This is a genomic window from Kribbella sp. NPDC006257 (genome assembly GCF_040613535.1).
In the GTDB taxonomy this organism is placed as follows: domain Bacteria; phylum Actinomycetota; class Actinomycetes; order Propionibacteriales; family Kribbellaceae; genus Kribbella.
The window spans coordinates 90,804-115,616 of record NZ_JBEXSJ010000023.1; the positions used below are offsets into that span (position 1 = coordinate 90,804).

General features: G+C 68.0%; 27 protein-coding genes. 13 read left to right on the plus strand and 14 right to left on the minus strand.

Translation table 11 applies throughout. The annotated features are described in order from the left end of the window. Positions 1–47 precede the first annotated feature (47 nt). From hemE to hemG, 3 genes are read left to right on the plus strand one after another with little or no spacing between them, the layout of a single operon-like run. Positions 48–1,058, plus strand: a complete 1,011-nt coding sequence (gene hemE, locus ABZ004_RS26010) for a uroporphyrinogen decarboxylase (protein WP_355683702.1) — start codon at positions 48–50, stop codon at positions 1,056–1,058. Further along, entirely contained in the window at positions 1,051–1,563 is a 513-nt protein-coding gene (locus ABZ004_RS26015; RefSeq protein WP_355683626.1) for a GNAT family N-acetyltransferase, read from the plus strand. Before hemE ends, ABZ004_RS26015 begins: the two co-directional genes overlap by 8 nt. Before the next feature lie 12 nt (positions 1,564–1,575). Next, on the plus strand, positions 1,576–3,036 hold the full coding sequence (gene hemG, locus ABZ004_RS26020) for a protoporphyrinogen oxidase (protein ID WP_355683627.1): 1,461 nt from the start codon (positions 1,576–1,578) through the stop codon (positions 3,034–3,036). Here the strand turns inward: hemG and ABZ004_RS26025 are convergent. Further along, positions 3,009–3,671, minus strand: a complete 663-nt coding sequence (locus ABZ004_RS26025) for a DUF4328 domain-containing protein (protein WP_355683629.1) — start codon at positions 3,669–3,671, stop codon at positions 3,009–3,011. The genes hemG and ABZ004_RS26025 overlap by 28 nt on opposite strands. Continuing rightward, complete coding sequence (locus tag ABZ004_RS26030; protein WP_355683631.1) at positions 3,668–4,378, minus strand: DUF4328 domain-containing protein; 711 nt, start codon at positions 4,376–4,378, stop codon at positions 3,668–3,670. Before ABZ004_RS26030 ends, ABZ004_RS26025 begins: the two co-directional genes overlap by 4 nt. Before the next feature lie 84 nt (positions 4,379–4,462). On the opposite strand from ABZ004_RS26030, the gene hemQ reads away from it, so the two are divergent. Further along, entirely contained in the window at positions 4,463–5,161 is a 699-nt protein-coding gene (gene hemQ, locus ABZ004_RS26035; RefSeq protein WP_355683633.1) for a hydrogen peroxide-dependent heme synthase, read from the plus strand. Then, positions 5,158–5,541: a VOC family protein gene (locus tag ABZ004_RS26040; RefSeq protein WP_355683635.1), complete on the plus strand. Its 384-nt coding sequence runs from the start codon at positions 5,158–5,160 to the stop codon at positions 5,539–5,541. Before hemQ ends, ABZ004_RS26040 begins: the two co-directional genes overlap by 4 nt. A 24-nt stretch (positions 5,542–5,565) precedes the next feature. On the opposite strand, the gene msrB is transcribed toward ABZ004_RS26040, so the two are convergent. From msrB to ABZ004_RS26055, 3 genes are all read right to left on the minus strand, one after another. Then, on the minus strand, positions 5,566–5,985 hold the full coding sequence (gene msrB, locus ABZ004_RS26045) for a peptide-methionine (R)-S-oxide reductase MsrB (protein ID WP_355683637.1): 420 nt from the start codon (positions 5,983–5,985) through the stop codon (positions 5,566–5,568). Between the two features lie 129 nt (positions 5,986–6,114). Then, complete coding sequence (locus tag ABZ004_RS26050; RefSeq protein WP_355683639.1) at positions 6,115–8,520, minus strand: lamin tail domain-containing protein; 2,406 nt, start codon at positions 8,518–8,520, stop codon at positions 6,115–6,117. A gap of 143 nt (positions 8,521–8,663) precedes the next feature. After that, entirely contained in the window at positions 8,664–10,259 is a 1,596-nt protein-coding gene (locus ABZ004_RS26055; protein WP_355683641.1) for a M4 family metallopeptidase, read from the minus strand. Between the two features lie 194 nt (positions 10,260–10,453). Here ABZ004_RS26055 and ABZ004_RS26060 point away from each other — a divergent pair, with 194 nt between their 5' ends. Further along, positions 10,454–11,536: a DNA primase small subunit domain-containing protein gene (locus ABZ004_RS26060; RefSeq protein WP_355683643.1), complete on the plus strand. Its 1,083-nt coding sequence runs from the start codon at positions 10,454–10,456 to the stop codon at positions 11,534–11,536. Positions 11,537–11,672: 136 nt separating this feature from the next. Here the strand turns inward: ABZ004_RS26060 and ABZ004_RS26065 are convergent, their stop codons facing one another. Both ABZ004_RS26065 and ABZ004_RS26070 read right to left on the minus strand, forming a co-directional pair. Next, positions 11,673–12,428: an SDR family oxidoreductase gene (locus ABZ004_RS26065; protein WP_355683645.1), complete on the minus strand. Its 756-nt coding sequence runs from the start codon at positions 12,426–12,428 to the stop codon at positions 11,673–11,675. A 232-nt stretch (positions 12,429–12,660) separates the two neighbouring features. Further along, a complete protein-coding gene (locus tag ABZ004_RS26070; RefSeq protein ID WP_355683646.1) occupies positions 12,661–13,434 on the minus strand; it encodes an SURF1 family cytochrome oxidase biogenesis protein in 774 nt (257 codons plus the stop codon). A gap of 58 nt (positions 13,435–13,492) precedes the next feature. On the opposite strand from ABZ004_RS26070, the gene moaA reads away from it, so the two are divergent. Beyond that, a complete protein-coding gene (moaA, locus tag ABZ004_RS26075) occupies positions 13,493–14,509 on the plus strand; it encodes a GTP 3',8-cyclase MoaA (protein WP_355683648.1) in 1,017 nt (338 codons plus the stop codon). 56 nt (positions 14,510–14,565) lie between these two features. On the opposite strand, the gene ABZ004_RS26080 is transcribed toward moaA, so the two are convergent. Next, a complete protein-coding gene (locus ABZ004_RS26080; protein ID WP_355683650.1) occupies positions 14,566–14,769 on the minus strand; it encodes a hypothetical protein in 204 nt (67 codons plus the stop codon). Between the two features lie 193 nt (positions 14,770–14,962). Then, positions 14,963–15,334, minus strand: coding sequence for a DUF3099 domain-containing protein (locus ABZ004_RS26085; RefSeq protein ID WP_355683652.1), 372 nt, complete (start codon positions 15,332–15,334; stop codon positions 14,963–14,965). 72 nt (positions 15,335–15,406) lie between these two features. Here ABZ004_RS26085 and ABZ004_RS26090 point away from each other — a divergent pair, with 72 nt between their 5' ends. The 5 genes from ABZ004_RS26090 (at position 15,407) to ABZ004_RS26110 (ending at position 19,767) form a co-directional block, all read left to right on the plus strand. Continuing rightward, on the plus strand, positions 15,407–15,619 hold the full coding sequence (locus ABZ004_RS26090) for a dodecin (RefSeq protein WP_355683654.1): 213 nt from the start codon (positions 15,407–15,409) through the stop codon (positions 15,617–15,619). A 73-nt stretch (positions 15,620–15,692) separates the two neighbouring features. Further along, on the plus strand, positions 15,693–16,397 hold the full coding sequence (fabG, locus tag ABZ004_RS26095) for a 3-oxoacyl-[acyl-carrier-protein] reductase (protein WP_355683656.1): 705 nt from the start codon (positions 15,693–15,695) through the stop codon (positions 16,395–16,397). Between the two features lie 19 nt (positions 16,398–16,416). After that, complete coding sequence (gene fabI / locus ABZ004_RS26100; RefSeq protein WP_355683657.1) at positions 16,417–17,193, plus strand: enoyl-ACP reductase FabI; 777 nt, start codon at positions 16,417–16,419, stop codon at positions 17,191–17,193. 5 nt (positions 17,194–17,198) lie between these two features. Then, the gene (locus ABZ004_RS26105) at positions 17,199–18,884 is read left to right on the plus strand and encodes a Mur ligase family protein (RefSeq protein WP_355683659.1); all 1,686 of its coding nucleotides are present in this window, start codon (positions 17,199–17,201) and stop codon (positions 18,882–18,884) included. 40 nt (positions 18,885–18,924) lie between these two features. Beyond that, entirely contained in the window at positions 18,925–19,767 is an 843-nt protein-coding gene (locus ABZ004_RS26110; RefSeq protein WP_355683661.1) for a hypothetical protein, read from the plus strand. Here ABZ004_RS26110 and ABZ004_RS26115 read toward each other — a convergent pair. The 3 genes from ABZ004_RS26115 to ABZ004_RS26125 all read right to left on the minus strand — a co-directional run bounded on the left by ABZ004_RS26115 (position 19,741) and on the right by ABZ004_RS26125 (position 22,022). Next, positions 19,741–20,598 carry an amino acid-binding protein gene (locus ABZ004_RS26115; RefSeq protein ID WP_355683663.1) on the minus strand — a complete coding sequence of 286 codons (858 nt, stop codon included), beginning with the start codon at positions 20,596–20,598 and terminating at the stop codon, positions 19,741–19,743. The two genes, ABZ004_RS26110 and ABZ004_RS26115, sit on opposite strands and share 27 nt — an antisense overlap. A gap of 99 nt (positions 20,599–20,697) precedes the next feature. Next, on the minus strand, positions 20,698–21,516 hold the full coding sequence (locus ABZ004_RS26120; RefSeq protein WP_355683665.1) for a hypothetical protein: 819 nt from the start codon (positions 21,514–21,516) through the stop codon (positions 20,698–20,700). Continuing rightward, the gene (locus ABZ004_RS26125; RefSeq protein ID WP_355683667.1) at positions 21,513–22,022 is read right to left on the minus strand and encodes a SigE family RNA polymerase sigma factor; all 510 of its coding nucleotides are present in this window, start codon (positions 22,020–22,022) and stop codon (positions 21,513–21,515) included. Before ABZ004_RS26125 ends, ABZ004_RS26120 begins: the two co-directional genes overlap by 4 nt. Before the next feature lie 131 nt (positions 22,023–22,153). Here ABZ004_RS26125 and ABZ004_RS26130 point away from each other — a divergent pair, with 131 nt between their 5' ends. After that, complete coding sequence (locus tag ABZ004_RS26130) at positions 22,154–22,963, plus strand: polysaccharide deacetylase family protein (RefSeq protein WP_355683669.1); 810 nt, start codon at positions 22,154–22,156, stop codon at positions 22,961–22,963. Positions 22,964–23,098: 135 nt separating this feature from the next. On the opposite strand, the gene ABZ004_RS26135 is transcribed toward ABZ004_RS26130, so the two are convergent. Together ABZ004_RS26135 and ABZ004_RS26140 are read right to left on the minus strand one after the other, a co-directional pair. Continuing rightward, complete coding sequence (locus ABZ004_RS26135; RefSeq protein ID WP_355683670.1) at positions 23,099–24,121, minus strand: Dyp-type peroxidase; 1,023 nt, start codon at positions 24,119–24,121, stop codon at positions 23,099–23,101. Between the two features lie 149 nt (positions 24,122–24,270). Continuing rightward, on the minus strand, positions 24,271–24,792 hold the full coding sequence (locus ABZ004_RS26140; RefSeq protein WP_355683672.1) for a copper chaperone PCu(A)C: 522 nt from the start codon (positions 24,790–24,792) through the stop codon (positions 24,271–24,273). Positions 24,793–24,813 lie beyond the last annotated feature (21 nt).

A 24,813-nucleotide genomic window follows, 5' to 3' on the forward strand; every position in this document is an offset into this window, starting at 1 on the left:
CTTCTCAATCACCCGTAGCTACCGAGGCTCTTGCCGACTCACCCTTCCTGCTGGCCGCCCGGGGTGAACCCGTGCCGCACACGCCCGTCTGGTTCATGCGCCAGGCGGGTCGCTCGCTGCCGGAGTACCGGGCGATCCGCGAAGGCATCACGATGCTCGAGTCCTGCAAGCGACCCGAGCTCGTCGTGGAGATAACGCTGCAGCCGGTACGCCGTTACGGCGTCGACGCGGCGATCTTCTACTCCGACATCGTGCTGCCGCTGAAGGCGGTCGGCGTCGACCTGGAGATCCAGCCCGGCGTCGGGCCGGTCGTCGCCTCGCCGATCCGTTCCGCCGCCGACCTGGCGGTGGTCCGGCCGGTCACGCCGGCCGATGTCACCTACATCACCGAGTCGGTGCAGCAGCTGGTGTCGCAGCTGGGCGGTACGCCGCTGATCGGGTTCGCGGGCGCGCCGTTCACCGTCGCGTCGTACTTGGTCGAGGGCGGGCCCAGCAAGGACTTCGCGAAGACCAAGGCGCTGATGCACTCCGATCCCGCCTTGTGGCACGCGCTGGCGGACCGGCTCGCGGACGTGGCGATCGCGTACCTCTCGGTGCAGATCGAGGCCGGTGCCTCGGCGATCCAGCTCTTCGACTCGTGGGCCGGCGGGTTGTCGGCGCGCGACTACGAGCAGTTCGTGCAGCCGCACTCGGCGAAGGTGTTCGCCGCGCTTGAGCAGTACGGCGTACCGCGGCTGCACTTCGGCGTGAACACCGGCGAGTTGCTGCACCTGATGAGCGAGGCCGGCGCCGATGTCGTCGGCGTCGACTGGCGCGTCCCGCTGGACGAGGCCGTACGCCGAATCGGCACCCCCAAGCCGGTCCAGGGCAACCTTGATCCCGCCCTGCTCTTCGCCGGCTGGGAAGCCATCGAGCCCGAGATCGACCGAATCCTCACCGAAGGCAAGTCGGCCCCCGGCCACATCTTCAACCTAGGCCACGGCGTCCCCCCCAACACCGACCCCGAAGTCCTCCACCGCATCGTCAAAGCGGTCCACACCAAGTCGGCCCGTGCCTGAGCTGCCGCCCGGTGTTCGGCTTGAGCGGCTTCGGGCTGATCATGCGGAGGCCGTTCTTGCGTTCGAGGTGGAGAATCGGGCGTACTTCGCGGGGCGGATTGCTGATCGGGGTGACGACTACTTCGCGGAGTTCGGTGAGCGGCACCAGGCGCTGGTGGATGACCAGGAGACGGGAAGCCTGCACTTCCATGTGCTGGTGGAGGACGACGGCAGCGTGATCGGGCGGGTGAACCTGGTCGATGTGGCCGATGGGTCCGCGGAGCTTGGTTATCGGCTGGCGGAGCGCGTCACCGGCCGTGGGCTGGCGACGGCCGCTGTGCTCGAGGTGTGTGCGCTGGCGGCTCGCGAGTACGGCCTGACGGAACTGCGGGCGGGAACCAGCCTCGAGAACAAGAGCTCCCAGCGCGTCCTCGAGCGGACCGGTTTCGTGGTGACCGGCGAAAGTACGTTCAACGGCCGGCCGAACCTCCGCTACACCCGGCGGCTGGTCGATCGAGCGGTCTGATGTGATGGGCCTGTGGAGCCTAGGTCGGTAGTTGTTGTCGGTGGCGGGATCAGCGGGCTGGCTGCGGCTCATGCCCTCGCGAGTGGTCCGAACCCACCCCGCATCACCGTGCTGGAGTCGTCACCTCGACTGGGCGGCAAGCTGGCCGGCGCCGAGTTGGAAGGCATTCCGATCGATCTCGGCGCCGAGTCGGTGCTCGCCAGGCGTCCCGAAGCCGTCGACCTGATCAAGGCGGTCGGGCTCGCTGACGACCTGGTGTACCCGGCAACGACCTCTGCCGGGTTGTGGATCGGCGACCGGATCCGTGCGATCCCGCCGACGGTGATGGGCGTGCCGACCTCAGCCGACGCGACTGTCGACGTACTGGGTGCCGAGGCTGCCGCTCAGGTCGCGGCCGAGGCATCGAAGGTAGAGCCGGCGCTGACCGAGGACGTGGCGATCGGCCGGTTCGTTGCCGAGCGCATGGGATCTGCTGTCACTGACAAGCTGGTCGACCCGCTATTGGGCGGTGTGTACGCCGGGCGCGCCGAGGAGATCTCCCTGGCGGCCGCAGTACCCGAGCTGTTCGCCAAGCTGAAGACAGCACCCAGCCTCCTGGCAGCCACAGCCGAACTACGCGAACTAGGACAACGCAGAGCTGTCGAGGGTGCACCTGTGTTTGCCGGTGTGCGCGGAGGCATCCACAGGTTGATCGAGGCGTTGGAGAAGGACCTGGTCGGACGCGGAGTGGTGGTGCAACGAAACGCGACGGTCCGCCGCATAAGCCGCATCAGCCGCACGTCGGCAGGAGGTGGGCGAGAGGCGGGTGGCGCGCAGCCGGGCGGTTACGAGCTGGAGCTCGGGCCGGTGCCCTCGCCAACGCTCCTGCATGCGGACGCTGTCGTCGTGGCAGTCCCGGCTGCACCTGCTGCGCGCATGCTGGCGGAGCTGGTCCCGCAAGCCTCGACTGAGCTGGGGACGATTGACTACGCCAGCATGGCGATTGTGACGCTCGCGGTTCGCAAGGAGGACTGGCCGGAGACAGCAGTCGGCTCTGGTTTTCTGGTGCCTTCGGTGGAGGGTCACACGATCAAGGCCTCGACCTTCTCGCACGCGAAGTGGCAGTGGAGCGCCGACGCCGGAGGAGATCTCGCCGTACTGCGGTGTTCGGTCGGGCGGCTCGGTGAGGAATACGTGCTCCAGCGCTCCGACGAGGAGCTCACCGCACTCGCAGCAGCCGACCTGCGTGCAGCGGTAGGACTAGATGCGCCCGTAATCGCCTCTCTGGTGACCCGGTGGGGCGGTGGGCTTCCGCAGTACGCCGTGGGTCATCTAGGCCGCGTAGACCGCGTTGAAGCGGCAGTGGCGGAGCATCCTGGGCTAGCGGTGTGCGGAGCGGGGTACAGGGGAGTAGGCATCGCTGCCTGCGTAGCTGCAGCCGGCAAGGCGGCAACTCAGGTGCAGAGTCACCTGGCGACGCTGCGTGACGCCTGAAGCTCGTTGACGTAACGAATCACCCGTACGGCGTACACCGCGGCGACCACCGTGAACACCGTGCTCAGGGTCGTAAACACGGCAGATCCGGCGAGGCCGGCAGCGGTCATCGGATCGGGCCGGAGGAACGGGTAGGGGATGTTGACAAGACTGCCTGCGAGCCAGGCGGTCCACCAGATCAGCACGACCGGGGTCTGCTCCATCGGCAACAGCTCGGCGTCCCGCGGGGTCGCCGGCGAACTGGCGATGACGATGTCGTCGACGATCTGCTTGGGAATCCAGAACCAGAAGACCGGGGCGAACCAGCCCACGATCACCCAGCCGCGGTCGTGTCGCTGCCGCGCCCGGCAGAGGGACTCCGCGTTCATCCGGGCGCGCCGAAGCCACCGGATGAAGAGAGTCGCCGCTGCGAGCGTGAGGACGAAGCTGACCCCGTCGAGCGGGCGGAGCGATCCCAGGTTGACGCTCTGCGGGTCGTCCTTGGAGTCGGCGTACTGACGCCACCCCTCAAGCGTGACCAGGACCTGGCAGCCCGCCACGGCGCAGACCAGGATCGAGGCGCCCCGGCCGATCCGGTCGGCGTTCAGGTAGCCGGTGGCCTGCGCCGGCGCGACGCCGTCGTACGGCACGCTCATGATGTCCCCTCGTTGACAGTGATCTCCCACCAAGCGACCGACGGTCGCGATGCCTGCAGGTTGTCGATCAGCCGGATCACCCGAACGGCGTAGACGGCGCAGACGACGGTCAGCGCACCGCTGAGGGTCGTCAGGATCGCTGTCCGGAGGAGATCGCCGGCGGACAGTTGGCCAGCCAGATTGCCTGGATCGAGAACGGTGATCAGATTGCTCGCGACCCAGGTGATCCACCACGTCTGGACCACCGCTGTTCGCAGGCGCGGCAGTTCGGCTGCCTGCGGATCGGTCGTTGGCGTGCTGGCCGCGACGATGTCGTCGACGATCTGCTTGGGGAACCATAGGTTGACGACCGGGCAGATCCAGCCCCAGATCAGCCAGCCGCGACGACGCCGGTGCGGCGCCTTGCAGAAGCGTTCGGCGTTACCGCGCACCCGACGTAGCCAGGCGATGTACGCCACCGCCGCGGCGATGCCCGTGATCCCGGCGATGAGCAGGGCGACCAGCTCGAACGGTGGGTAGCCGTCCGGGTCGAAGCTCTGCAGGTCGTCCTTGAACGAGAAGTAGGTGATCCAGGTCGACACAGGGAGCAGCAGGCCGCTGATGGCGTTGATCCAGACCCGGACCGCGGCCGTCTTGCCAACGCGGCCGGCCGCGAAGGGGCCGCCGGCCGACGGCGGCGCCGCTTGCCCGTCGTACGGAACGCTCATGATGACCCCCGAAGTCGGCTGTGGCGCGACCCTAGCGCCCACCCGGGTGCAGCTTTGTTCGTTGGGGTTAGGGACAATGGAGAGGTGACCGAGACGAAGCCGAAGGCGCGCGAGCTGAACAACGTGATCCGCTACACCCTCTGGTCGGTCTTCAAGGTGGAGACGCCGCTGGGCGACGTGGACCGCGACGAGCTCACCGCCGAGCTGGCCGATCTCGTCGGCAAGCTGGCCGCGGACGACGTGGTGATCCGCGGCTTCTATGACGTCGAGGGCTTCCGGGCCGACGCGGACTTCATGATCTGGTGGCACGCACCGACGTCGGATGCTCTGCAGAAGGCGTACCACGCGCTGCGCCGCTCCCGGCTCGGCCGGCACCTGGCGCCGATCTGGTCGCAGTTCGCGCTGCACCGGCCGGCCGAGTTCAACAAGTCGCACATCCCGGCGTTCCTGGCGGACGAGGAGCCGCGGCCGTACATCTGCGTGTACCCGTTCGTCCGGTCCTACGAGTGGTACCTGCTGCCGGACGAGGAGCGCCGGTTCATGCTGGCCGAGCACGGGAAGATGGCGCGCACCTACCCTGACGTACGGGCCAACACGGTCGCGTCGTTCGCCCTCGGTGACTACGAGTGGATCCTGGCGTTCGAGGCCGACGAACTGCACCGGATGGTCGACCTGATGCGGGATCTGCGGGCGTCGACCGCGCGGCGGCACGTGCGCGAAGAGGTGCCCTTCTACACCGGCAAACGGACCGAGCTGGGCGAGCTGGTCGCCAATCTCGCGTGACCACCCAGCGAAAGGCCTTCCCGGTCCTGTACGTCGGCAGCGTGCGCAGGTCCGTCGAGTTCTACGCGCTACTCGGCTACGAGTCGCGCTACCAGTTCCCACTCGAAGGCGACCCGCACTATGTCGGCCTGGAACGCGGTGAGTCCTCGCTGGGCATCGCCGACTCCAATTGGCCCGAAGCCCAGCTAGGCATCACCGTCGGCACCGCCCCGCGTTTCGAACTCTTTGTCTACGTTGACGACGTCGACACCGACGTGGAAACCTTCCGTGCCGCCGGCTACCAGGTCCTCCAGCCCCCCGCCACCATGCCCTGGGGCGAACGCCAGGCCTACGTCTCCGACCCCGACGGCAACCCGGTAGCCCTCGCCACCCCCATCTAGTGGCCTGAGTCCGAAGTTCACTAGTTATTCAACCGGGCTGAGGGACAAGCTCACGGAGTTGATGCAGTAGCGGAGGTCGGTGGGGGTGCCGTAGCCCTCGCCCTCGAAGACGTGGCCGAGGTGCGAGCCGCAGTTGGCGCAGCGGACCTCGACGCGCTTCATGCCGAGGTCGTGGTCCTCGATGTACTCGACCCGGTCCTCGGCCAGCGGCGCGAAGAACGACGGCCAGCCGCAGTGCGAGTCGAACTTGGTCTCGCTGCGGAACAGTTCGGCGTCACAGGCCCGGCACTTGTAGACGCCGACGGTCTTGGTGTCGGTGTACTCCCCGGTGAACGGCCGCTCGGTGCCCGCCTTGCGCAGCACCTGGAACTCCGCCGGCGACAACTCGGCCCGCCACTGCTCATCGGACTTCTGTACGGCGTACTGGCGGGTGTTCTCTGTCATGCGTCCTCCTCAGTCGAAGGAGCCGGCAGCCCAAGGGCCGCCGGCTCCTTTCCATTATTGGTGGTACGACAAGCAGAACCCAGTCAGGGGAGCCGCCGTAAGGCTCCCGTCATCGCACTGTGAGCAGGGTCACCGGTACCAGGATGGCAGCGGGATCACCCGGACGACCTGCGGGTCGTGATCGCTGATCTGATCCGGGAACTCCGCGTTCATGTGGACGATGTCGTACGTCGACGCCGGCTGCAGGTTCTTCGACATCAGGATCTGGTCGAGGATCTGGCTGTTCCCCTCGAACACGTAGCTGTAGCGCTGGGGCAACGGCAGTGTCTTCGGCAGGCTGATCAAGCTCGTCTTGCCGGAACCGATCAGGATGTCCGCGGTCTCGGAGAAGTCGAAGTCGTTGAGGTCTCCGAGCACGATCACGTTCGCGCCCGAGTCCTTGGCCAGGATCTGGTCGACGAACCCGCGGACCGCCTGGGCCTGCTGGTGCCGCTTCGGCGCGCTCGACTGGACCGGCGGCTGGAACCGGCCCCAGAGCGGGTCGTCGCCGCCCTTGGAGCTGAAGTGGTTGACCACCACGAACAGCGACTGGCCGAGCCAGGTGAACTCGCCGGCCAGCGGCACGCGGGTGGCGGCCCAGGCCGGGTTGGCCGGGTCGACGCGGCCGGGCGACGAGCTGAGGTGCGGCCTGCCGAACCGGTCGGTGGTGATGGTGGTCGGCGTGGTCGAACCGCCGCCGGCCCGGTCGACGAACTTCACCGGCCGGTCGGTGCGGTACATGAACGCGACCCGGATGTTGCCGCCCGGCTCGCCACCCTCGGCGTTGTTCACCGGGTCGATCTCGCGCCAGGCGTACTTCGGGCCGCCCGCGTTCACGATCGCGGTGGCCAGCGTGTTCAGGGTGAGGTCCGCGGCAGTGCTCCCTGAGTTCGTCGCGCCGTCATTGTCCTGCACTTCCTCGAGGCCGAGGATGTCTGGTGAGGCGAGGTTCTTCACCACCGCCTGGGCCAGCCCGTCGAACTTGGCGGGGCCGTCGGACGGGTCCAGGTTCTCCACGTTGAACGTCGCCACCGAGACCTGCACGAGAGAGGAGGGCGTCGTCGTCTCGCGCTTCACGCCGCCGTCGATGACGGTCGGCGTCTGCGTGACCTGGAACTTGAAGTTGCCGAAGCCGTAGTCCAGTACGCCGGTGACCATCGGGGATCCGTCGGCGGCCGCGAGCTTGTCACCGGTCTTGGCGTCCGGAACAGGAGCCAGCACGTCGTCGAGCAGGATCCGCTCGGGGTTGCTGTCGGTCTTCTGCAGCAGGATGCCGCCGCGCACTGTCCGCACACTCGAACCAGCCGGTACTACGGAAAGCTCACGGAAGGAGCTCGTTGGGCCAGTTACCTCAGGGGAGTTGATGCCTAGCCACATGCCCTCGAGCGACTCCCAGAAGTCGAGGCCGTCGGTGGTCGGCTCGAACGTGCCCGTGGTCTCGACGTCACCGGTGGAGTCGTCGTCGATCACGGTGGACGGCGGAACACGGCCGCCCGGGCCGACGATGGTCGCCGCCGGGACCGGTGCGGTGCCGGTGACGGTGACCGTCGGGTTGGTGATCTCGGTCGTGGTCAGGTTCGTGGTGCCACCCGATCCGCCCGGGCGGAACTCGGACACCGTGCCCTTGACCGTGACGGCGTCGCCGACCGCGACGGTCGGGGCCGAGCTGGTGAAGACGAACACGCCTTCGCTGGTGGCCGGGTTGTCGTCGGGCTGCGGGTCCTGGAACCAGAAGCCGTTGCCGCTCTTCGCGGTGACCACGCCGGTGACGTTGCCGACCAGCTTGCCGGTCAGCGGCGACCGGTGCGCGGCGCCCTGGATGTCGTGGATCCTGGCGTCGATCGGGTCCGGGTCCGGCGGCGTCGCGGTGAGCACCTTCGGCGACGGGTTGACGGCCGCGAACTCGGCGCCGTTGTTGTCCGCGTCCTTGGTCGGGTCCTTGCGGGTCGCCGAGGTGGTGTTCGACGTGCCCGGAGCCGGTGCGGTCTCGGAGTCGTTGGCGGCGCCGTACCCGACGAAGTCGACGACGCCGGCCGCGGTGGCGCAGCCCGTCGTACAGGTCAGGCTCGTCGTGGAGGTGACCAGGGCGACCTTGCCGGCGGTGGCGGACAGGTTCACGCTGCCGGTGGCGTCGGCGGCGGGGAGCGGCTGGCCGTTGGCTCCGCCGGACGCGCCCTGGGCTAGGTAGACGCCGCCGGGGTCGATGCTCCCGGTCAGCGCGATCTTGTTGGTCCACGAGGTGCCGGCGGCGGACGCGTACTGGATCGACCAGCCGGTCAGGTCGACCGGGGAGCTGCTGTTGTTGGTCAGCTCGACGAAGTCGTTCGTGTACGGCGCGCCGGAGTTGCCGCCGCCGCCGTACACCTCGGTGATGACCACGGTGGACGAGGCGGCGAGTGCCGGAGCGGCCGCGATGGCGGCGGCACCCGGTACGACGAGGCTGGAGGTGATCACGAGGGCGCCCAGGCGGCGCCGTGATCGGTTGTGGGCAGACATGCGCCGGATTCTCACACCGCTACCGGGTCCCGCCAACCCCTCACCGACATTCCCGCACAACCTTCGGTGAACCGCACGGGTGATCCTTCGGCTGTGCCGGGTCCTGTCCGCCCCAGTGGGACAGGACCCGGCGAAGTCGCGGACTAGTTGACGCTGACCGCGGACCAGGCCGCGGCGACGGCGGCGCGCTCCGGGCTGTTGGCGCCGTACAGGTCGGTGGCCGCATTGAGCGTGCCGGTCCGGGCCTGGGCGTACGTCGTACCGGTGGTGAAGTACGTCGTCAGCGCGCGGTACCAGATCTTGCCGACCTTGTCGTGACCGATGCCGAGCACCGTGGAGCCGTTACAGGTGGGCGAGTCGTGCGGCAGACCACCGATGTTCTTGGCGCCGCTGCCCTCGGAGGCGAGGTAGACGAAGTGGTTGGCGATCCCGGACGAGTAGTGCACGTCCAGGTTGCCGACACCCGAGGAGTAGCAGTCCGGCGAGTTGCCGTCCTTGCTCGGCTTGTCCATGAACCGCAGGGCCGGGCGGTCCTTCATGATCTCTTCGCCGATGTAGTAGTCGCCGGGGTCGTTGATGTTGTTGGAGTAGAACTCGACCATCGTGCCGAAGATGTCGCTGGTGGCCTCGTTCAGGCCGCCGGACTCACCGGAGTAGGTCAGGTTCGCGGTGGCCGAGGTGACGCCGTGGGACATCTCGTGGCCGGCCACGTCGATCGAGACGAGCGGTCCCGCGACGACGTTGTCGCCGTCGCCGTACGTCATCTTCTTGCCGTCCCAGAAGGCGTTCACGTAGTTGGTGCCGTAGTGCACGCGGCTCGGGACGCCCTTGCCGTCGTTGAAGATGCCGTTCCGGCCGTGCGTGTTCTTGTAGTAGTCGAACGTGGTCGCCGCGCCGTAGTGCGCGTCCACCGCGGCCGAGGCGCGGTCCGAGTTCAGGCCGGTGCCCCAGTGGTTGTCGGCGTCGGTGAACTTGACCGCCACCGGGCAGCCGAAGCCGAAGAGCTGGCACAGGATCGAGTCGGTCTTGTTCTGCGCGTCCTGGGTGACACCGCCACCGCGGACGGGGTCGGTCAGCGTGAAGCCGCCGGTGGCAGCGGTGGTGTCGATCGGCACCGTCCCGGAGTACAGGCTCTTGCCGTCGCCGGTCACCGTCTCGATGTGCTGCTCACTGATCAGCTTGGCGCCGGTGAGGGCGTCGATCGTGGTGGTGATGTTGCTCGGCGTACCGTCGGCCTGGGTGCCGACCGTGGTGACCAGGTAGGCGAGTCGCGGCGCGCCCTTGCGGGCCTCGATCACCAGACTCGGCTTGCCCTCGGTCTTGTATCCCTTGCCGAGTGCCTTGCTGGTGGCGGACGCGATGCTGACCTTGGGTGTCCGGCTGACGTTCGCCGGCTTGGCCAGCGTCATGCTGGCGCCCTTCCAGGCGCCGTCCTTGGACTGGTGCACCACGACGTCGCCGCCGAGGACCGGCAGCCCACCGATGCTCCGGTCCATCCGGACGTGGGTGGAGCCGTCGGCATCGACGATGACGTCCCGTACGGCGAACGCGTCGGCACCGGTGGCGCGCAGGGTGCCCAGGTTCTGGGGGATGGCGGCCTTGGCCCGGGCGACCGCTGCGGCGGGGGTCGGGCCGGGGTCGGCCTTGGGTGCACCCGACGCCGTACCGGCTCCGGTCAGCCCCATGGCGGTTGCAGTGGCCACTGCGGTGGCAGCGGCGAGCAAGGCGGATCTATTCATCCTCGTGCTCCTTCAAGAGTGTCCCGGGGGCCTCACGCCCCAGGAACGAGGTGGAGGCACGTTACCGCTCAGTCACCTAGGGTGGCCAGAGGTTGAGAAAACTTCTCTTTTCCGCAGGGTGATGACGAATTTCTCGGGTGCCGCGGTCCGGACGGTGCGGCATTTGGTCCGTGCGGGGCGGTAGCGTCACCGGCATGGCTAAGGCTCCAGCAACGCAGTTGCAGGTCGGCGAACGTGAGGTCCGGGTGTCGTCGCCCGACAGGGTCCTGTTCGAGGCCACCGCGACGACCCCGGCCCTGACGAAGCTGGACATCTGCTCCTACTTCGCCTCGCTCTCCGACGTCCTGATGGCCGGCATCGGCGAGCGGCCGACCGCCCTCGAGCGGTGGCCCGGCGGGTACCGCGAGGGGATGACGTTGACGACCCCCGAGAAGGAGGGGGACGGCTTCTACTCCAAGCGGCTGCCGAAGGGCGCGCCGGACTGGGTGGAGACGGTGCGGGTGACAACCCCGAACGGACGGCCCCTGGACGAGTTGTGCCCGAGCGAGCCCGCCGCCTTCGTGTGGGCCGCGCAGATGGGCACGTTGACCTTCCATCCTTGGCCGGTACGCCGGTCCGATGTCGACCACCCGGACCAGCTGAGGATCGACTTCGACCCACAACCCAAGGCGACCTTCGCCGACGTACGACGCGTTGCGCTGGTGGCCCGGGAACTGCTCGAGGAGCTCGGGCTGAAGGGTTTTCCGAAGACCAGCGGTAGCCGCGGGATCCATGTCTATGTCCCGATCGAGCCGCGCTGGACCTTCGAGGACGTCCGCCATGCCGCGATCGGATTCGGCCGGGAATTGCATCGCCGCGACGACGCGGTCACCACCGCGTGGTGGAAGGAAGAGCGAGGCGAGTCCTCGGTTTTCCTGGACTACAACCAGAACCTGAGAGACCGCAGCGTGGCGTCGGTGTGGAGCGTCCGGGCCAGAACCGGCGCTCCGGTCTCGACCCCGATGACCTGGCAGCGATTGGCAGAGACGACCTCGCCGCAAGCCTTCAACGTCACCTCGGTCCCCGACTACCTCGCCGACGGCGACCCCTGGGCCACCATCAACGAGAAGCCCTACGACCTCACACCCCTGCTGAACCTCTGGGAGTCCCTCCCGGGCGGCGAACTCAACTGGCCCCCCGACTACCCCAAAATGCCCGGCGAACCCCCACGAGTCCAACCATCGAAAAAAGTCGAAGGCCACTGGGACGAGTCCGGCAACCGCATCACCCCGCCGTAACCCACTCCACACCACCCCCCGGACAGTGGACCGGGGGTCAGGACAGGAAACCGGAGGTGGGGACATGTCATGCCATGTCCGAGGCGACGGGAAGGTGTCCGGACCTGCGGTTAGGGGGCCGGCGGCGTGGGGCCGGTTAGAGGGTGCGGAGGGCGCCGCCGTCGATGGGGATCATGGCGCCGGTGAGGTAGGACGCGACGGGGGAGAGGACGAAGGCGGCTACCCGGCCGAATTCGTCGGGGGTGCCGTAGCGGCGGAGCGGGATGGTTTTCTCGGCGGCGCGGCGGGCTGCTTCGGGGTCGCCGCCCTTGCCGTCGAGTTCCTTGAGGCGGTCGGTGGCGATGCGGCCGGGGAGCAGGCCGTTCACGCGGACGCCGTTGGGGCCTAGCTCGTCGGCCAGGGTCTTGGCGACCATCGCGAGGCCGGGGCGGAGGCCGTTGGAGATCGCCAGCCCGGCGATCGGCGACTTGACCGACGACGAGAGTACGAAGGCGATCGACGTGTCGTCGGTACCGGCCCGGGCCACCGAACGGGCGATCCGGAGCCCACCCAGGAACACGCTGTCGAAAGCCGCCCGCCAGTCGTCCTCGTCGGTGTCGAGCGCGGTGCCGGGGCGCGGCCCGCCGACGCTGATCAGGGCGCCGTGCAGCGAGCCCCACTTGGCGATCGCGGTCGCGGCCAGTCGCTCGGCGCTCTCCGGATCGGCGTTGTCGACCGAGATGCCGACCACGTTCTCGCCGAGCTCGGCCGCCGCCCGGGCGATCGAGTCGGAGTTCCGGCTGGAGATCACCAGCCGGGCGCCTTCGGCCGCGAGCGCCTTCGCGGTGGCGAAACCGAGCCCGCCGCTGGCGCCGGTGATGATGTAGGTGCGATCGCGCAATCCGAGGTCCACGAGCCCATCCTGCCAAACCCCACCAGGTCTCGCTGAGTCGCGCGCCGGACCGGGTGGCATCGATCTCAGTCGGCGGACAGCGATCTCACCGGCTCACAGCAACTGCGAGCCTGCGTACGGCGTACCGGCTGCCGGGCCGGCCGACACGCCGACGGCCGGTGCCCACGATCTGTGTCACCGGTCGATGCCGACGGCAAACAGATTCATCGTTGCGGATGGCAAGCAGCAGAGATCAGTCGACCGCGACTGTCTCGGAAGGCTGTTCCGCTTGCTCGGCAGCGGAATCCTGCACGTCCCGCCGGGAGAAGTAGACCAACCCGCCGATCGCCATCAGCGCAAAGAAGAACCATTGCAACGCGTAGAAGAAGTGCGGCCCGTTGTCGATCTCCGGACCGGGGAGCGTATCGAACGCCTGGTCGGAAGCGGGATCCTGTTTGTCCAGGGCCACATACCCGTCGTACAAGGTGAGACCGAGTGCCTTGCTGAAGTCGGGACCGTTGATCAGCCGGGCAGTGCCATCGACCGGTACGCCGCCAGTGGTGTGCCCGCCTTGCTCACTCCGCCGGAGCCGCCCCGTCACGGTCACCTCACCGGTCGGCACGGGCGGGATCTTCGTGGGAGCGAGTTCGGCACCCTGCCGCGGGAGGAACCCGCGGTCGACCAGGATCGCCGTACCGTCGTCCAGCATCAGAGGGGTGACGATCTCGAAACCAGGCCGGTCGTCGATGTTCCGATAGCGGATGACGACCTGCTTGGCGGCGTCGTACCGGCCGCTGACGACCACCGTGCGCCAGTCGTGCTGCTGGCCGACCACGTGGTCCGGACCAACGATCTGCGCGACCGGTGCCGGAGCGGCCGCCAGGTTGGACCGGGTCACCTCGTTGCGAGCCTTGCGGTCGTCCAGCCGGTGCAGCTGCCACCGGCCGAGCTCCACGCACACGCCGGCCAACACGAGGATCAGCAGGGCTGTGAGGATCCACCGGGGGTTCAGCAGCGTTCGGGACACGCTTCGAACTTAAGCCATCGGCTGAAACTCCCTACGCGCACCCACGTACCCTGGTGAAATGACCAGGCCGAGTACTTCGCCGCTAGGCCTAGCCGACAACTACGGCCGGGTGGCCACCGATCTCCGTGTCTCGCTGACGGACCGGTGCAATCTTCGCTGCACCTACTGCATGCCGGAGGAGGGCCTCGACTGGCTCGCCAAGCCGGAACTGCTCACCGACGACGAGGTCGTCCGCCTCGTCGCGGTAGCCGTCACGCACCTCGGAGTCGACGAGATCCGGTTCACCGGCGGTGAACCGCTGCTCCGCCGCGGCATCGTGGACATTGTTTCCCGTACGACGGAACTGCAGCCCCGTCCCCAGGTCTCGCTGACGACCAACGGCATCGGGCTGGCCCGGCAAGCCGAAGCGCTCAAGGAAGCCGGGCTGGACCGGGTGAACGTGAGCCTCGACACGGTCCGCGCGGAGACCTTCCAGGAGATGACTAGGCGGGACCGGCTGAAGGACGTACTCGCCGGACTCGAAGCGGCTCAGCGCGCCGGGTTGCGGCCGGTCAAGGTGAACGCTGTCCTGATGCGTGGGGTGAACGACGACCAGGCGGGGGAGCTGCTGCAGTTCTGCCTCGACCACGGGTACGAGCTTCGCTTCATCGAGCAGATGCCGCTGGACGCCCAGCACGGCTGGAACCGGGACACGATGGTCACCGCGGACGAGATCCTCGAGCTGCTCGGTGAGCCGTTCGGGCTCGAGCCGGTCGATGCGGCGACGCGGGGGAGTGCGCCGGCTGAATCGTTCACCGTGCAGGGTGGGCCGGCGACGGTCGGCATCATCGCTTCGGTGACGAGGCCGTTCTGTGGTGACTGCGACCGGGTGCGGCTGACCGCTGACGGTCAGGTGCGGGATTGTCTGTTCGCCCGGACCGAATCCGATCTCCGGACGGCGCTGCGGTCGGGTGCCTCCGACGAGGAACTCGCAGAGCGTTGGCGACAGGCGATGCGTGGAAAACTTCCGGGCCACGGGATCGCCGATCCGAGCTTCCTCCAACCGGCACGCCCGATGTCCGCGATCGGCGGCTGAAGTTTCTGAACCGGAAATTTACTTTTTCCGGTGTAACGCCCGGCGGGTGCTGCCTTTCAGCCGGTGAATGGCTCAACCTCGCGCAGGAATGACCGCTGACCAAGGAAGTCGGACAGGCTCTGCTTGTGCTCGTCACACGCCAGCCAGGTCTTGCGCCGGTCGGGCGTGTGAATCCTCGGATTGTTCCAGCGCAGCGCCCAGAGGGCGGGCTGCTTGCATCCGCGGGCGGAGCAGCCGGACGGGAGTGCTTCTTCTGTCATCCGGCAATTGTCCCTGATCACTCAATAATCAATAGCCTGGGCAAATACCGCGGGCCGGAAATGAAGCGACGTCGGACAGCCACGGGGGGAGCCGTCCGACGCCGCATCAAGTCTCTGAATTCCATCCATGAACTTCAGAGCACGCGGGAGATTCTGACACGGATCAGTCGTGAGAATCCAGTCCCGGCGAAGATCACTTTTCGGTGTCGGGATCGGGCCCCGGATCGCGGATCACATCGGGGCTGCGGAACGACCTGGCATCGTGCCCAGAGTCGGGCCCGATCTCGGGTCGCGGCGGTGCGACGTAGGAGTCCGCCGCGGCCACCTTGGTGGTCTTGCGGGCGTTCGCCAGCACCACCGCGACCGACGGCAGGAAGACCGCGCCGACCAGGAAGATCCACCGCCACGGCGACGGGGTCAGCACCGCCAGCACGAAGCAGACGATGCGGATCGACATCATCCAGGCATACCGTGCGATCCGGCTCTCCAGGTCCGCGGAGGCACCCGGCTGCGCACTGGTCACCGAGATGACCGTTTCGCCGGCCCGTTCACTGCGTCGCGACATCTATTCTCCTCACCAGGACCAACGGTACGCCGCGGACCAGATCGCGGCGCACCCAGGCGAAGGGGAACTGAGATGACCGATCGCACCTACCGGGTGACCGAGATCGTCGGCACGTCCAAGGACGGCATCGACGCGGCGATCACGAACGCGATCAGCCGGGCCGGCGAGACACTGCGGCACCTGGACTGGTTCGAGGTGACCCAGATCCGCGGGCACATCGTCGACAACGCCATCGACCACTACCAGGTCGGCCTGAAGGTCGGCTTCCGCCTCGAGGACGCCTGAGATCCGGCGGCCGGGAGGCTGAGATAGCGTTCGTCCCGCAATCCGCCGTACAGCTGAGTGAGGAGACGCAGACGTGTCGAGATCGGTACTCGTCACCGGTGGCAACCGGGGCATCGGACTGGCCATCGCGACCGCCTTCAAGGAGGCGGGCGACCAGGTCGCGGTGACCTACAACAGCAGCCCGCCGCCGGACGGCTTCCTCGCGATCAAGTGCGACATCACCGACGCCGAGCAGGTCGAGGCGCTGTTCGAGACCATCCAGGCCGAGCACGGCCCGGTCGAGGTGCTGGTCGCCAACGCGGGGATCACCCGCGACACGCTGCTGCTGCGGATGTCCGACGACGACTGGGACTCGGTCATCGCGACCAACCTGACCGGCTCGTTCCGGGTCGCCAAGCGGGCGGCCAAGGGGATGCTGCGGCTGCGCAAGGGCCGGATCGTGTTCATCTCCTCGGTGGTCGGCCTGCTCGGCTCGCCCGGCCAGGTGAACTACGCGGCCAGCAAGTCCGGCCTGATCGGGATGGCCCGGTCGATGGCCCGCGAACTCGGCAGCCGCGGCATCACCACCAACGTGGTCGCGCCCGGTTTCGTCGAGACCGACATGACCGCGGTGCTGCCGGAAGAGACCCAGAAGCAGTACCTCGGGCAGATCCCGCTCGGCCGGTTCGGGCTGACCGAGGAGATCGCGAACGCGGTCCGCTGGATCGCCTCCGAGGAGGCCGGCTACATCACCGGCGCGGTCATCCCGGTCGACGGCGGTATCGGTATGGGCCACTAACAAACTCTCTAGAAAGGGCATGCCGGTGGGCATCCTCGACGGCAAGCGCATCCTGGTCGCCGGAGTCACCCTGGACTCCTCGATCGGGTTCGCCACGGCCAAGGTCGCGCAGGAACAAGGCGCGACCGTGCTGATCTCGAACTTCGGCCGTGCGCTGAGCATCACCAAGCGGATCGCGAAGCGGTTGCCGGTCGAGCCGCCCGTGCTCGAACTGGACGTGACCGATGCCGACCATCTGGCCGGACTGCCGGACGCGATCCGCGAGCACGTCGACGGCCTGGACGGCGTCGTGCACTCCATTGCCTACGGCAACCCGGAGACGATCCTCGGCGGCAAGTTCCTCGAAGGTCCGTGGGACGACGTCTCGCGGGCCGTGCATGTCTCCGCCTACTCCCTGAAGGCGCTGGCGGTCGCGTGTGCACCGCTGATGGGCCGCGGCAGCAGTGTCGTCGGGCTGACCTTCGACGCGACCGTGGCCTGGCCGGGGTACGACTGGATGGGTGTCGCGAAGGCAGCCCTCGAGTCGACCTCGCGCTACCTGGCCCGCGATCTCGGTGCGCAGGGCATCCGCTGCAACCTGGTCTCGGCCGGCCCGCTGAAGACGCTGGCCGCGAAGGCGATCCCGGGCTTCGAGAAGTTCGAGGAGCCCTGGCTGGACAAGGCTCCGCTCGGCTGGGACCCGTCCGACCTGGAACCGACCGGCAGGACGATCGTCGCCCTGCTCAGTGACTTCTTCCCCTCCACCACCGGCGAGATCATTCACGTCGACGGCGGCTACCACGCGATGGGTGCCTAGTACTCGTGTCCGGTTCACTGGTCGAGCTCCGCGTTCTGGACGGGGCGAACCTCTACTTCAGCCGGGCGGCGGTCAAGCTCACGCTCGACCTGACCGCCCTGATCGACGCGCCGGCTCCGGCGGCCAAGGCCTATGCCTCGGCGCTCGGACTCGGTGCCACCCGGCCCGGCCGGATCGGCTCCGGTTTCCGGCAGCGGTTCGCGGTCCGCGTCGTCGGGCACATCGTCCGGCGGATCGCCCGCGAGGCGGGGATCGGGCGGATCGGCGTACGGGTGCGGTCCGAGTCCGATGTGCACCGGCTGGTCGTGGCCTTCCCCTGGGCGCACGAAGGCCGGGCCCGGGCGCTCGGGCACGCGATCGTCGATGTGGTCGACGCGTTCGGCGCCGCGGAACTGCCGGAGCTGGTCGCCAGCGTCGGTGAGCGGGTCCGCAACGAGCCGGCCGGCGATCCGCCGCCGACCCTGCGGCCGAAGATCCCCGTCGTCGCGGTGACCGGTACCAACGGCAAGACGACGACCTCGCGGATGATCGCGCACATCGGCCGGGCCGCCGGGCTGCACGTCGGCTGGTCGAGCACGGACGGCGTGTACTTCGATGGTGAGCTGGTCAAGTACGGCGACTTCTCCGGTCCCAGCGGAGCCGGGCAGGTGCTGTCGCAGCCCGGCGTCCAGCTCGCCGTCACCGAGACCGCGCGAGGCGGGATCCTGCGCCGCGGCGTCGGGGTCGCGTACAACGACGTCTCGGTCGTCACGAACGTCACCGCCGACCACCTCGGCCTGGGCGGGATCGACACGGTCGACCAGCTCGCCGAGGTGAAGGCGGTCATCACGAAGATCACCCGCCCGCGCGGCTGGTGTGTGGTGAACGGCGACGACCCGCGGACGTTCGCGATGCGGCTCGGCTCGCCGGCCAAGTGCTGGGTCTTCTCCCGCGATCCCGACTCACCGTCGATCCGGACCGTGCTCGACGAGGGCGGCCGGGCGACGACGGTGCTGGACGGCTTCATCACCGTGCTCGACAACTCGCGCGACGCGGAGCCGCTGCTCAAGATCGTCGACGTACCGATGACGTTGTCCGGTCTGTCCCACTACAACGTGGAGAACGCTCTCGCGGCGGCCTCGGCAGCGCTCGGACTCGGGCTGCCCCGGGCCGCGGTGATCGACGGACTCAGCTCGTTCACGCCGGGGGAGAACAACCCCGGACGGATGAACATGTACTCCGTGCGCGACTTCACCGTCGTGATCGACCTGGCCCACAACGAGGCCGGCCTCGAAGCGCTGCTCGAGATCATGAACGGTGTCCGCGAACCGGGTAGCCGGCTGCTGCTCGCGCTCGGTTCGCCGGGTGACCGGGCCGACGACATGGTCTCCGCGATGGGTGCGATCGGTGCCCGCGGTGCTGACCGGGTGGTGATCGGGCATAAGGGTGAGTACCTGCGTGGCCGGCCGCCGGAGGAGCTGGAGGCGGTCTTCCGTGAGGGTGCCAGTTCGGTAGGTGTCGACGACGTGCCGTCCTTCCCGACCGAGCTCGAGGCCGCCCAGGCGCTGGTGGCCGAGGCGAAGGCCGGCGACGTGGTCGCGGTGATGTCTCTGCAGGATCGGGCGAGTCTTGACGCCTGGTTGCGGTCCGAGGGGGCTACCGTCGATAACCCGGAGACCTTGAAGGCGAAGGTCGAACGAGCCCAGCACTGACCCCTCAGGCTTTCCGCCCCGAGGGGTGGATCGAGGTCGTGTGCGCTACTTGTGGTCGGTCCCAGCGGCGGTGATCGCCTGGTTCGTGGTCGGTTTCAGCCCCACCTACCTGGCCGGACTGCCGGATGGCGCGACCGCCTTCGTCGAGCCACGCACCGATCTGGTCGTGCTGGGCGGGTTCGCCGGTGGAGTGCTGGCCGGCCTGCTCGTGCAACGGCTGCGGATCGCCGTGCCGCTCGTCGTGGTGGTTGCCGCGGGCACCTGGTGGCTGAGCGGCAACTCCTTTGACCGGAAGGAGTTGCTGATCTGCTTGCTGGTGGCAAGTGCTATTGGCGGGCTCTTCGGTGCCATGGGCACCCGTAGTTCGGTCATCGCCGCATTCGCGCTGGCTCTGCCGGTCGCGTGGTACGCCTTGCGCCCGGCCGACAAGCTCGCTGACTGGCATTGGATCTGGCAGCTCAATGGTCTGCTGGTCGGTGCGGGACTCGCCGGGCTCCTGTACGTCGCATGCTGGCGGCGAGGCTGGCCCTCGGCGTACTCATGGTTGCCGTTGGCAGCGACCTACCTCGTCTCCTTCGCCGTGGTGGCAGGGCTCAAGAGCATCGACGGCGGCGGCTCGACGGATGACGTCGCGAACCGGGCCACCGATGCGTTCTTCAAGGCGTTCGCTCCGCTGCTCCGCAACTACTGGCCCTGGCTCACGGTCGCGGTGCTGCTGGCGATCCCGATGGTCGCGCTGAAGATCCGCGCGCTCCCGCCGCCCCCGCCACCACCCACGCCGTACGACGAACGCGGGAACGACGCGATGCTGTCCGACGACCTGGACTGGATCGACCGGACCGAACCCAAACGCCGTCTACTGGCCCGGCGCGAGTCCGTCTAGACAATCCTGGTCGCGCGCCAGCTCGGCGACCTGGGCGAGCCGGTGGGCCCGCGCCGACTCGGCCGGGGTGAACGGCTCGCCGGTCCGGGTGAAGACGAAGAGCCCGCTCCACGGCGACGGGATCTTGAGCATCGTCCCGTCCTCGGGCAGCAGGCCTTTGGCAATCGCGAGTTGGTCGGTGACCAGCCGAGCGCCGAGCAGTTCGGAGACCGCGTGCGGGAGTTCGGCGGGATCGGCCACCACGCGGGCAGCGAGGTTGAGGGCTTGGGTCTGCCCGTCGACGAGGGCCAAGGCGGTGGTCGGCCAGACCTGGACGTCGCGGCCGTCAGCGATGGCCAGCAGCAGATCGTCCGGGCCGATCGTGTCCGGCGTCGAGACGACCAGTTCGTCCCGGACTCCGCCGTCGACCGGATGAACGTGCAGGCCGAGGATGTTGGCGTCCAGTTCGGCGAGTCGATGCGTGAGCCGCTCGAGTTCACCGGCCCGGTCGTCGAGGGTCACCCTGATCCGCCACAACGACGGTGCCTGGGCCAGCTCGTCGCGGGTACGGCGGCGGAGGTGGTGCCCGGGTGCGTGCAGCCAGCGCCGGAGCAGCCGCATCGCGGAGGGTTCCACCACCCAGATCACCAGGGCGGTCGTGGTCACCGCGAGTAGCGCGACGGCGGCCAGGTAGGGCGGATGCAGCGCGAGCACGGCCACGTGGAGGGCGAGCTCGACCGGCAGGATCGCCGCGAGCTTGGCGAAGGTCAGGCGCAGGCGGTGTGGATGGGGCAACCGCCCGCAGACGTCACACGCCATCCCTGCCGTGACAGATCTCCGGAGTTGTTCCATACCTCCAGGCTCGCAGCGACTTGTTGCCTGGGGATTGCCTCGGCATGAAGAGCTTCCTCGGCATGAAGAGCGGCCCCTCCCCGAGGAGGGGCCGGACCTTCACTTCGAGGGAGTGCCGTTGCCTGGGGTGGCGGTGCCGCAGGTGTCAGGGCACTTGATCGCGGTCGGCGGGTTGCTCGGGGCCGGTGCCGGACGGCCCGCGGCGTCGAGCGGAGTGACCGACGTGACCTTGAGGTCGCGTTGCGGGATCTCGAGGGCGAAGAACCGCAACCGGTCGGTGGTCGGCGTACCGACTGCGTCGGTCAGGTAAGCCTTGCCGCCGGCAACGATCCGGACTTTCCGGGCCTCGGTCGCCACCGCACCCAGAACGAGGGTGTGATCGATCTTGACCGTGCTCTTCTCCTTGGTGTGGCCTTGTGTCACGAAGAAGTCTGCCTTCCGGCCGGCCGGCCAGTGGATGAAACAGACGAACGGTACGCCGAAACTCTGCGCGCTGCCTTCGTCGGCGACCAGGCAGCTCTCGTCCGTCGACAGGATTGCCCAGCTCTCGGTGGGAATCTTGCCCTGGGCAACGTAATAGGCAGCGGGCCGGTAGGCGTTGGCATCTGGCATCTTGGTGAACTTCTTGTCCGACCAGGGTGGCGGCAACTTGTGGAGCTGCTGGGCGGCTCCCGGCGTCGGAGTCGGCCTAGGCGGCGCGGCGAACCCCCCGCCACCTGGGTCACCTTGAAAGGCACCGAGTACGGGGCCGGCGGCGAGCGTCACGGTGACGGCCGCGGCAGTCACCAGTACTGCGGCAGCGCCACGCCGGCGACGTTGCCGACGCTTGATCCGCAACCGGATGGGCGCAGCCGGATCCGACGGCTCAGGACGCGCATCGGTCAGTACGGCGAACTTGGTCTGCAGGTCGTCGGTCATGCTGTGTTCCTTCCGGCCAGGTCGGCCAACTGGTCTGTGGTGTTGATGCGGAGTGCGTCCAGCCCTCTCCGGGTGTGCTGCTTGACCGATCCGACGGAGCAGCCGAGCAGATTCGCGACGGTCTGCTCGGACAGGTCCTCGGCATACCGCAGATAGACCGCGGCCCGTTGTTTCGGGCTCAGGCGACCCATCGCCGCGTGCAGCGCCAACCGGTCGTCCACCTGCTCGGTTGCGGACCCGATCGCGGTGTCGGGCGGGGTCTCGGTCGGTCGCTCGGCCGACCACCTTCGCCGGGCACCGGACAGGAACGTGGTGGTGACGATCTTGCGGAGATACCCCTCGGGGCTCTCGCGACGCACCTTGCGCCAGTGGAACCAGAGCTTGGTGAAGGACTCCTGCGCCAGGTCCTCCGCCTTCTGATGGTCCAGGGTCAGCGCGTAGGCGAGCCGCGCGGTGGTCGTCCACCGCGCGCGCACGAACGCGTCGAAGTCTTCGTCGTCGGTCATCGGCATCCCTTCCTCACCCCCCTCAACGCGTCGGCCGAACCCTCAGGGTGACACGGGCCACGTCCAACAAAATCGGGCCGGACGACGTCTCAACTGCTGACGAAGGGTTCGTCAGTCACGGGGGATAGGGCATGTCCAGCAAGTTCGTCACGGTCTTCACGCGAACGGTCGCAGTAGTGGCCGTCGGTGCGGCGGTCGGCATCACGATCGGCGCGGCCAACATGATGAAGTCCGAGGCCGCCGCCCGGCCGCAGGTCAAGGTCGCCTCGTCGACCCAGACCCAGCAGCCGGTCTCCAAGCCGACCCAGGACCCGGCGTCCAAGCCCACCCAGGACCCGACGGAGAAGCCGAGCCAGGACCCGACGGAGAAGCCGACCCAGGACCCGACGGAGAAGCCGGTCGCCGGCGCCAAGGTGGTCTACTTCACCTTCGACGACGGGCCCGATCCGGCCTGGACACCGCAGATCCTGGACATTCTGGCCCGCAACAACGCGAAGGCGACCTTCTTCGAACTCGGCCAGATGGTCGACCGGCACCCGGAACTGCACGACGCCGTCCTCGCGGCCGGGAACGCGATCGGCAGTCACTCGTACTCGCATCCGCAGCTGACCAAGATCTCCGCGGCGAAGCGGCACCGGGAGATCACCGGCGGACCCGCGTCGAAGTGCTTCCGCCCGCCGTACGGCGCTGAGAACGCTCAGGTGAAGGCGGACATCAAGGCGGCTGGGATGCGGCCGGTGCTCTGGGACGTGGACTCGCTCGACTGGACGAAACCCGGCTCCGACGCGATCGTCGCCAATGTCCTGCGGACTGTCCACCCCGGCAGCGTCGTCCTGATGCACGACGCCGGCGGCAACCGCAGCCAAACCATCGCCGCCCTGGACCGCCTCCTCCCCATCCTCGCCGCCAAGGGCTACACCTTCCCCACCCTCAACTGCTAACTCAGCCAAGCAGTCAGCCCTCGCCCAACAGCCGGGGGCTGGAAGTCGGGAGCGCGGAGCTGCCCCGACTCAGCCGAGGAGCTCCTCGCCCAGACAGCCGGGGATTGGTAGCCGGGAGCGCCGAGCTGCGCCGACTCAGCTAAGGAGCTCCTGGCCTAGCCAGGTTCCTGGTTGGAAGCCGGGTGGGAGGGCGAAGACGGCGGAGCCGATGGTGGTGGTCCACTCGTTGAGGGCGTCGGCGGCGTTCAACCGCGCCAGGAGCGGCAGGAACTGACCGGCAATGTCTGCCTGGTAGCTGAGGAAGATCAGGCCGGACTCGCGACTCGCACCGGTGTCGTGAACATAGTTGAGACCTTTGCGGAAGATCCGCCGGCCGTCGTTGGTGGAGTGATGCGACAGCCGCGCATGCGCGTTCTCGGCGATCACCAGCCGCCCGTCGGCATCCCGCTTCTCCAGATCGAGCTCGTCATGCTCAGCGACCCCGGTGAGTGGTGCACCGGTCGAGAGTTTGCGACCAACCGCCCGTTCCTGCTCCGACCTGGTCAGCTCGTCCCACGTATCGAGGTTCAGCTTGATCCGCCGTACGACGAGCGTCGTTCCACCCGCGAACCACCCCGGCTCATCCGACCAGACGGTCTGCTCGAACTCCGGCGTTCCCGGGACCGGATTCCCACTACCGTCCACCTGGCCGAACAGGTTCCGCCCCGTCACCGGCTTGCCGTCGCTCCCGGTCCCGTTCCAGAACCCGGTCTGCCGCCAGACCGGCCGAGCGAACGGGGCTGCGTCGGCGACCATCCGGCGTACGGCGTGAACAACGCTCACCGGGTCGTCCGCGCCGATCAGAAGAACCAGATCGCCACCGCACCAGGCGGGTTGCAGCCGATCGTGCGACATCACCGGCAGTTCATCGAGACCACGCGGCCGCTTGCCGGTCACCGTGAACACCTTCGGCCCGAAGCCGACCGTCACAGTCACCGCAACGTTGCCGAGGGCAAGCTCCGGAGCAGTGTCACCCGGCGTCGGCCGACCCGCGGTCAATGCGCCGATATCGGTGCTCCACAACCGCATCAATCGCCCCAGCGCCGCCTTGTCGGTCCCCTCGACCAGATCGAGCGCCACCACCTCCGCGTGCTTAGGCGAAGCCGTCTCGACCGCCACTTGCCGCACCCCGTACGGCGAAATCTCACGACTAACTGGCTTGTTCGGACTGTCTTCATCAAGTGATGCGACGGCTCCACCTGTGACTGCAGCACCAGCGGCGGCAGCACCGGCGTACCCGAAGAGCTGCCGCCGGGAAGGTCGTGCGGTCAAGGTGTATTGGTGGGGGTCGGGTGGTAGTGCTCTTCTTCTTCGGTGAAGGCCTTTACGGGGACTGTCAGGTCGTGGGTCGAACCGTCCGAGAACTTGAGTGTCAGCGGCAGCTCGTCGCCCGGCTTCAGCGCCTTCTTCAGACCCATCAGCATCACGTGGTCACCGCTCGGCGCGAGGTGCGCATGCGATCCGGCCGGCACGGTGATACCGCCCACCTTCTCCTGCATCACCATCTTGCCGTCCTTCATTGCCATCTCATGCAGCTGGACCACGCCGGCGACCGGAGAAGTTGCCGAGATCAACTTGATGTCGGCCGACCCCGGATTCGTCAGCGACATGAACGCCGCCGTCATCGACGTATCCTTCGCCCCCGACGTCGCCCGCACCCAGGCATCCTCCACCAATGCTCCGGGCGTCTTGGCGGCCGCCTGCACAGGAGCATCCTCCTGCTTCGACGTTCCGCAGGAGGATGCCACCAGGACGACAGCGATACATGCCATCAGCAACTTCGTCTTCACGGACAACCCAACGAGAGACCG

Excerpts from the sequence above, each read along its gene's own strand:
- msrB (WP_355683637.1), bottom strand. The coding sequence starts at position 5,985 with ATGACAGAGAACACCCGCCAGTACGCCGTACAGAAGTCCGATGAGCAG.
- ABZ004_RS26050 (WP_355683639.1), bottom strand. The coding sequence starts at position 8,520 with ATGTCTGCCCACAACCGATCACGGCGCCGCCTGGGCGCCCTCGTGATC.
- ABZ004_RS26115 (WP_355683663.1), bottom strand. The coding sequence starts at position 20,598 with ATGGAACAACTCCGGAGATCTGTCACGGCAGGGATGGCGTGTGACGTC.
- ABZ004_RS26030 (WP_355683631.1), bottom strand. The coding sequence starts at position 4,378 with ATGAGCGTTCCGTACGACGGGCAAGCGGCGCCGCCGTCGGCCGGCGGC.
- moaA (WP_355683648.1), top strand. The coding sequence starts at position 13,493 with ATGACCAGGCCGAGTACTTCGCCGCTAGGCCTAGCCGACAACTACGGC.
- ABZ004_RS26080 (WP_355683650.1), bottom strand. The coding sequence starts at position 14,769 with ATGACAGAAGAAGCACTCCCGTCCGGCTGCTCCGCCCGCGGATGCAAG.
- fabI (WP_355683657.1), top strand. The coding sequence starts at position 16,417 with ATGCCGGTGGGCATCCTCGACGGCAAGCGCATCCTGGTCGCCGGAGTC.
- ABZ004_RS26125 (WP_355683667.1), bottom strand. The coding sequence starts at position 22,022 with ATGACCGACGACGAAGACTTCGACGCGTTCGTGCGCGCGCGGTGGACG.
- ABZ004_RS26130 (WP_355683669.1), top strand. The coding sequence starts at position 22,154 with ATGTCCAGCAAGTTCGTCACGGTCTTCACGCGAACGGTCGCAGTAGTG.
- ABZ004_RS26085 (WP_355683652.1), bottom strand. The coding sequence starts at position 15,334 with ATGTCGCGACGCAGTGAACGGGCCGGCGAAACGGTCATCTCGGTGACC.
- ABZ004_RS26055 (WP_355683641.1), bottom strand. The coding sequence starts at position 10,259 with ATGAATAGATCCGCCTTGCTCGCCGCTGCCACCGCAGTGGCCACTGCA.
- ABZ004_RS26120 (WP_355683665.1), bottom strand. The coding sequence starts at position 21,516 with ATGACCGACGACCTGCAGACCAAGTTCGCCGTACTGACCGATGCGCGT.
- ABZ004_RS26090 (WP_355683654.1), top strand. The coding sequence starts at position 15,407 with ATGACCGATCGCACCTACCGGGTGACCGAGATCGTCGGCACGTCCAAG.
- ABZ004_RS26060 (WP_355683643.1), top strand. The coding sequence starts at position 10,454 with ATGGCTAAGGCTCCAGCAACGCAGTTGCAGGTCGGCGAACGTGAGGTC.
- ABZ004_RS26025 (WP_355683629.1), bottom strand. The coding sequence starts at position 3,671 with ATGAGCGTGCCGTACGACGGCGTCGCGCCGGCGCAGGCCACCGGCTAC.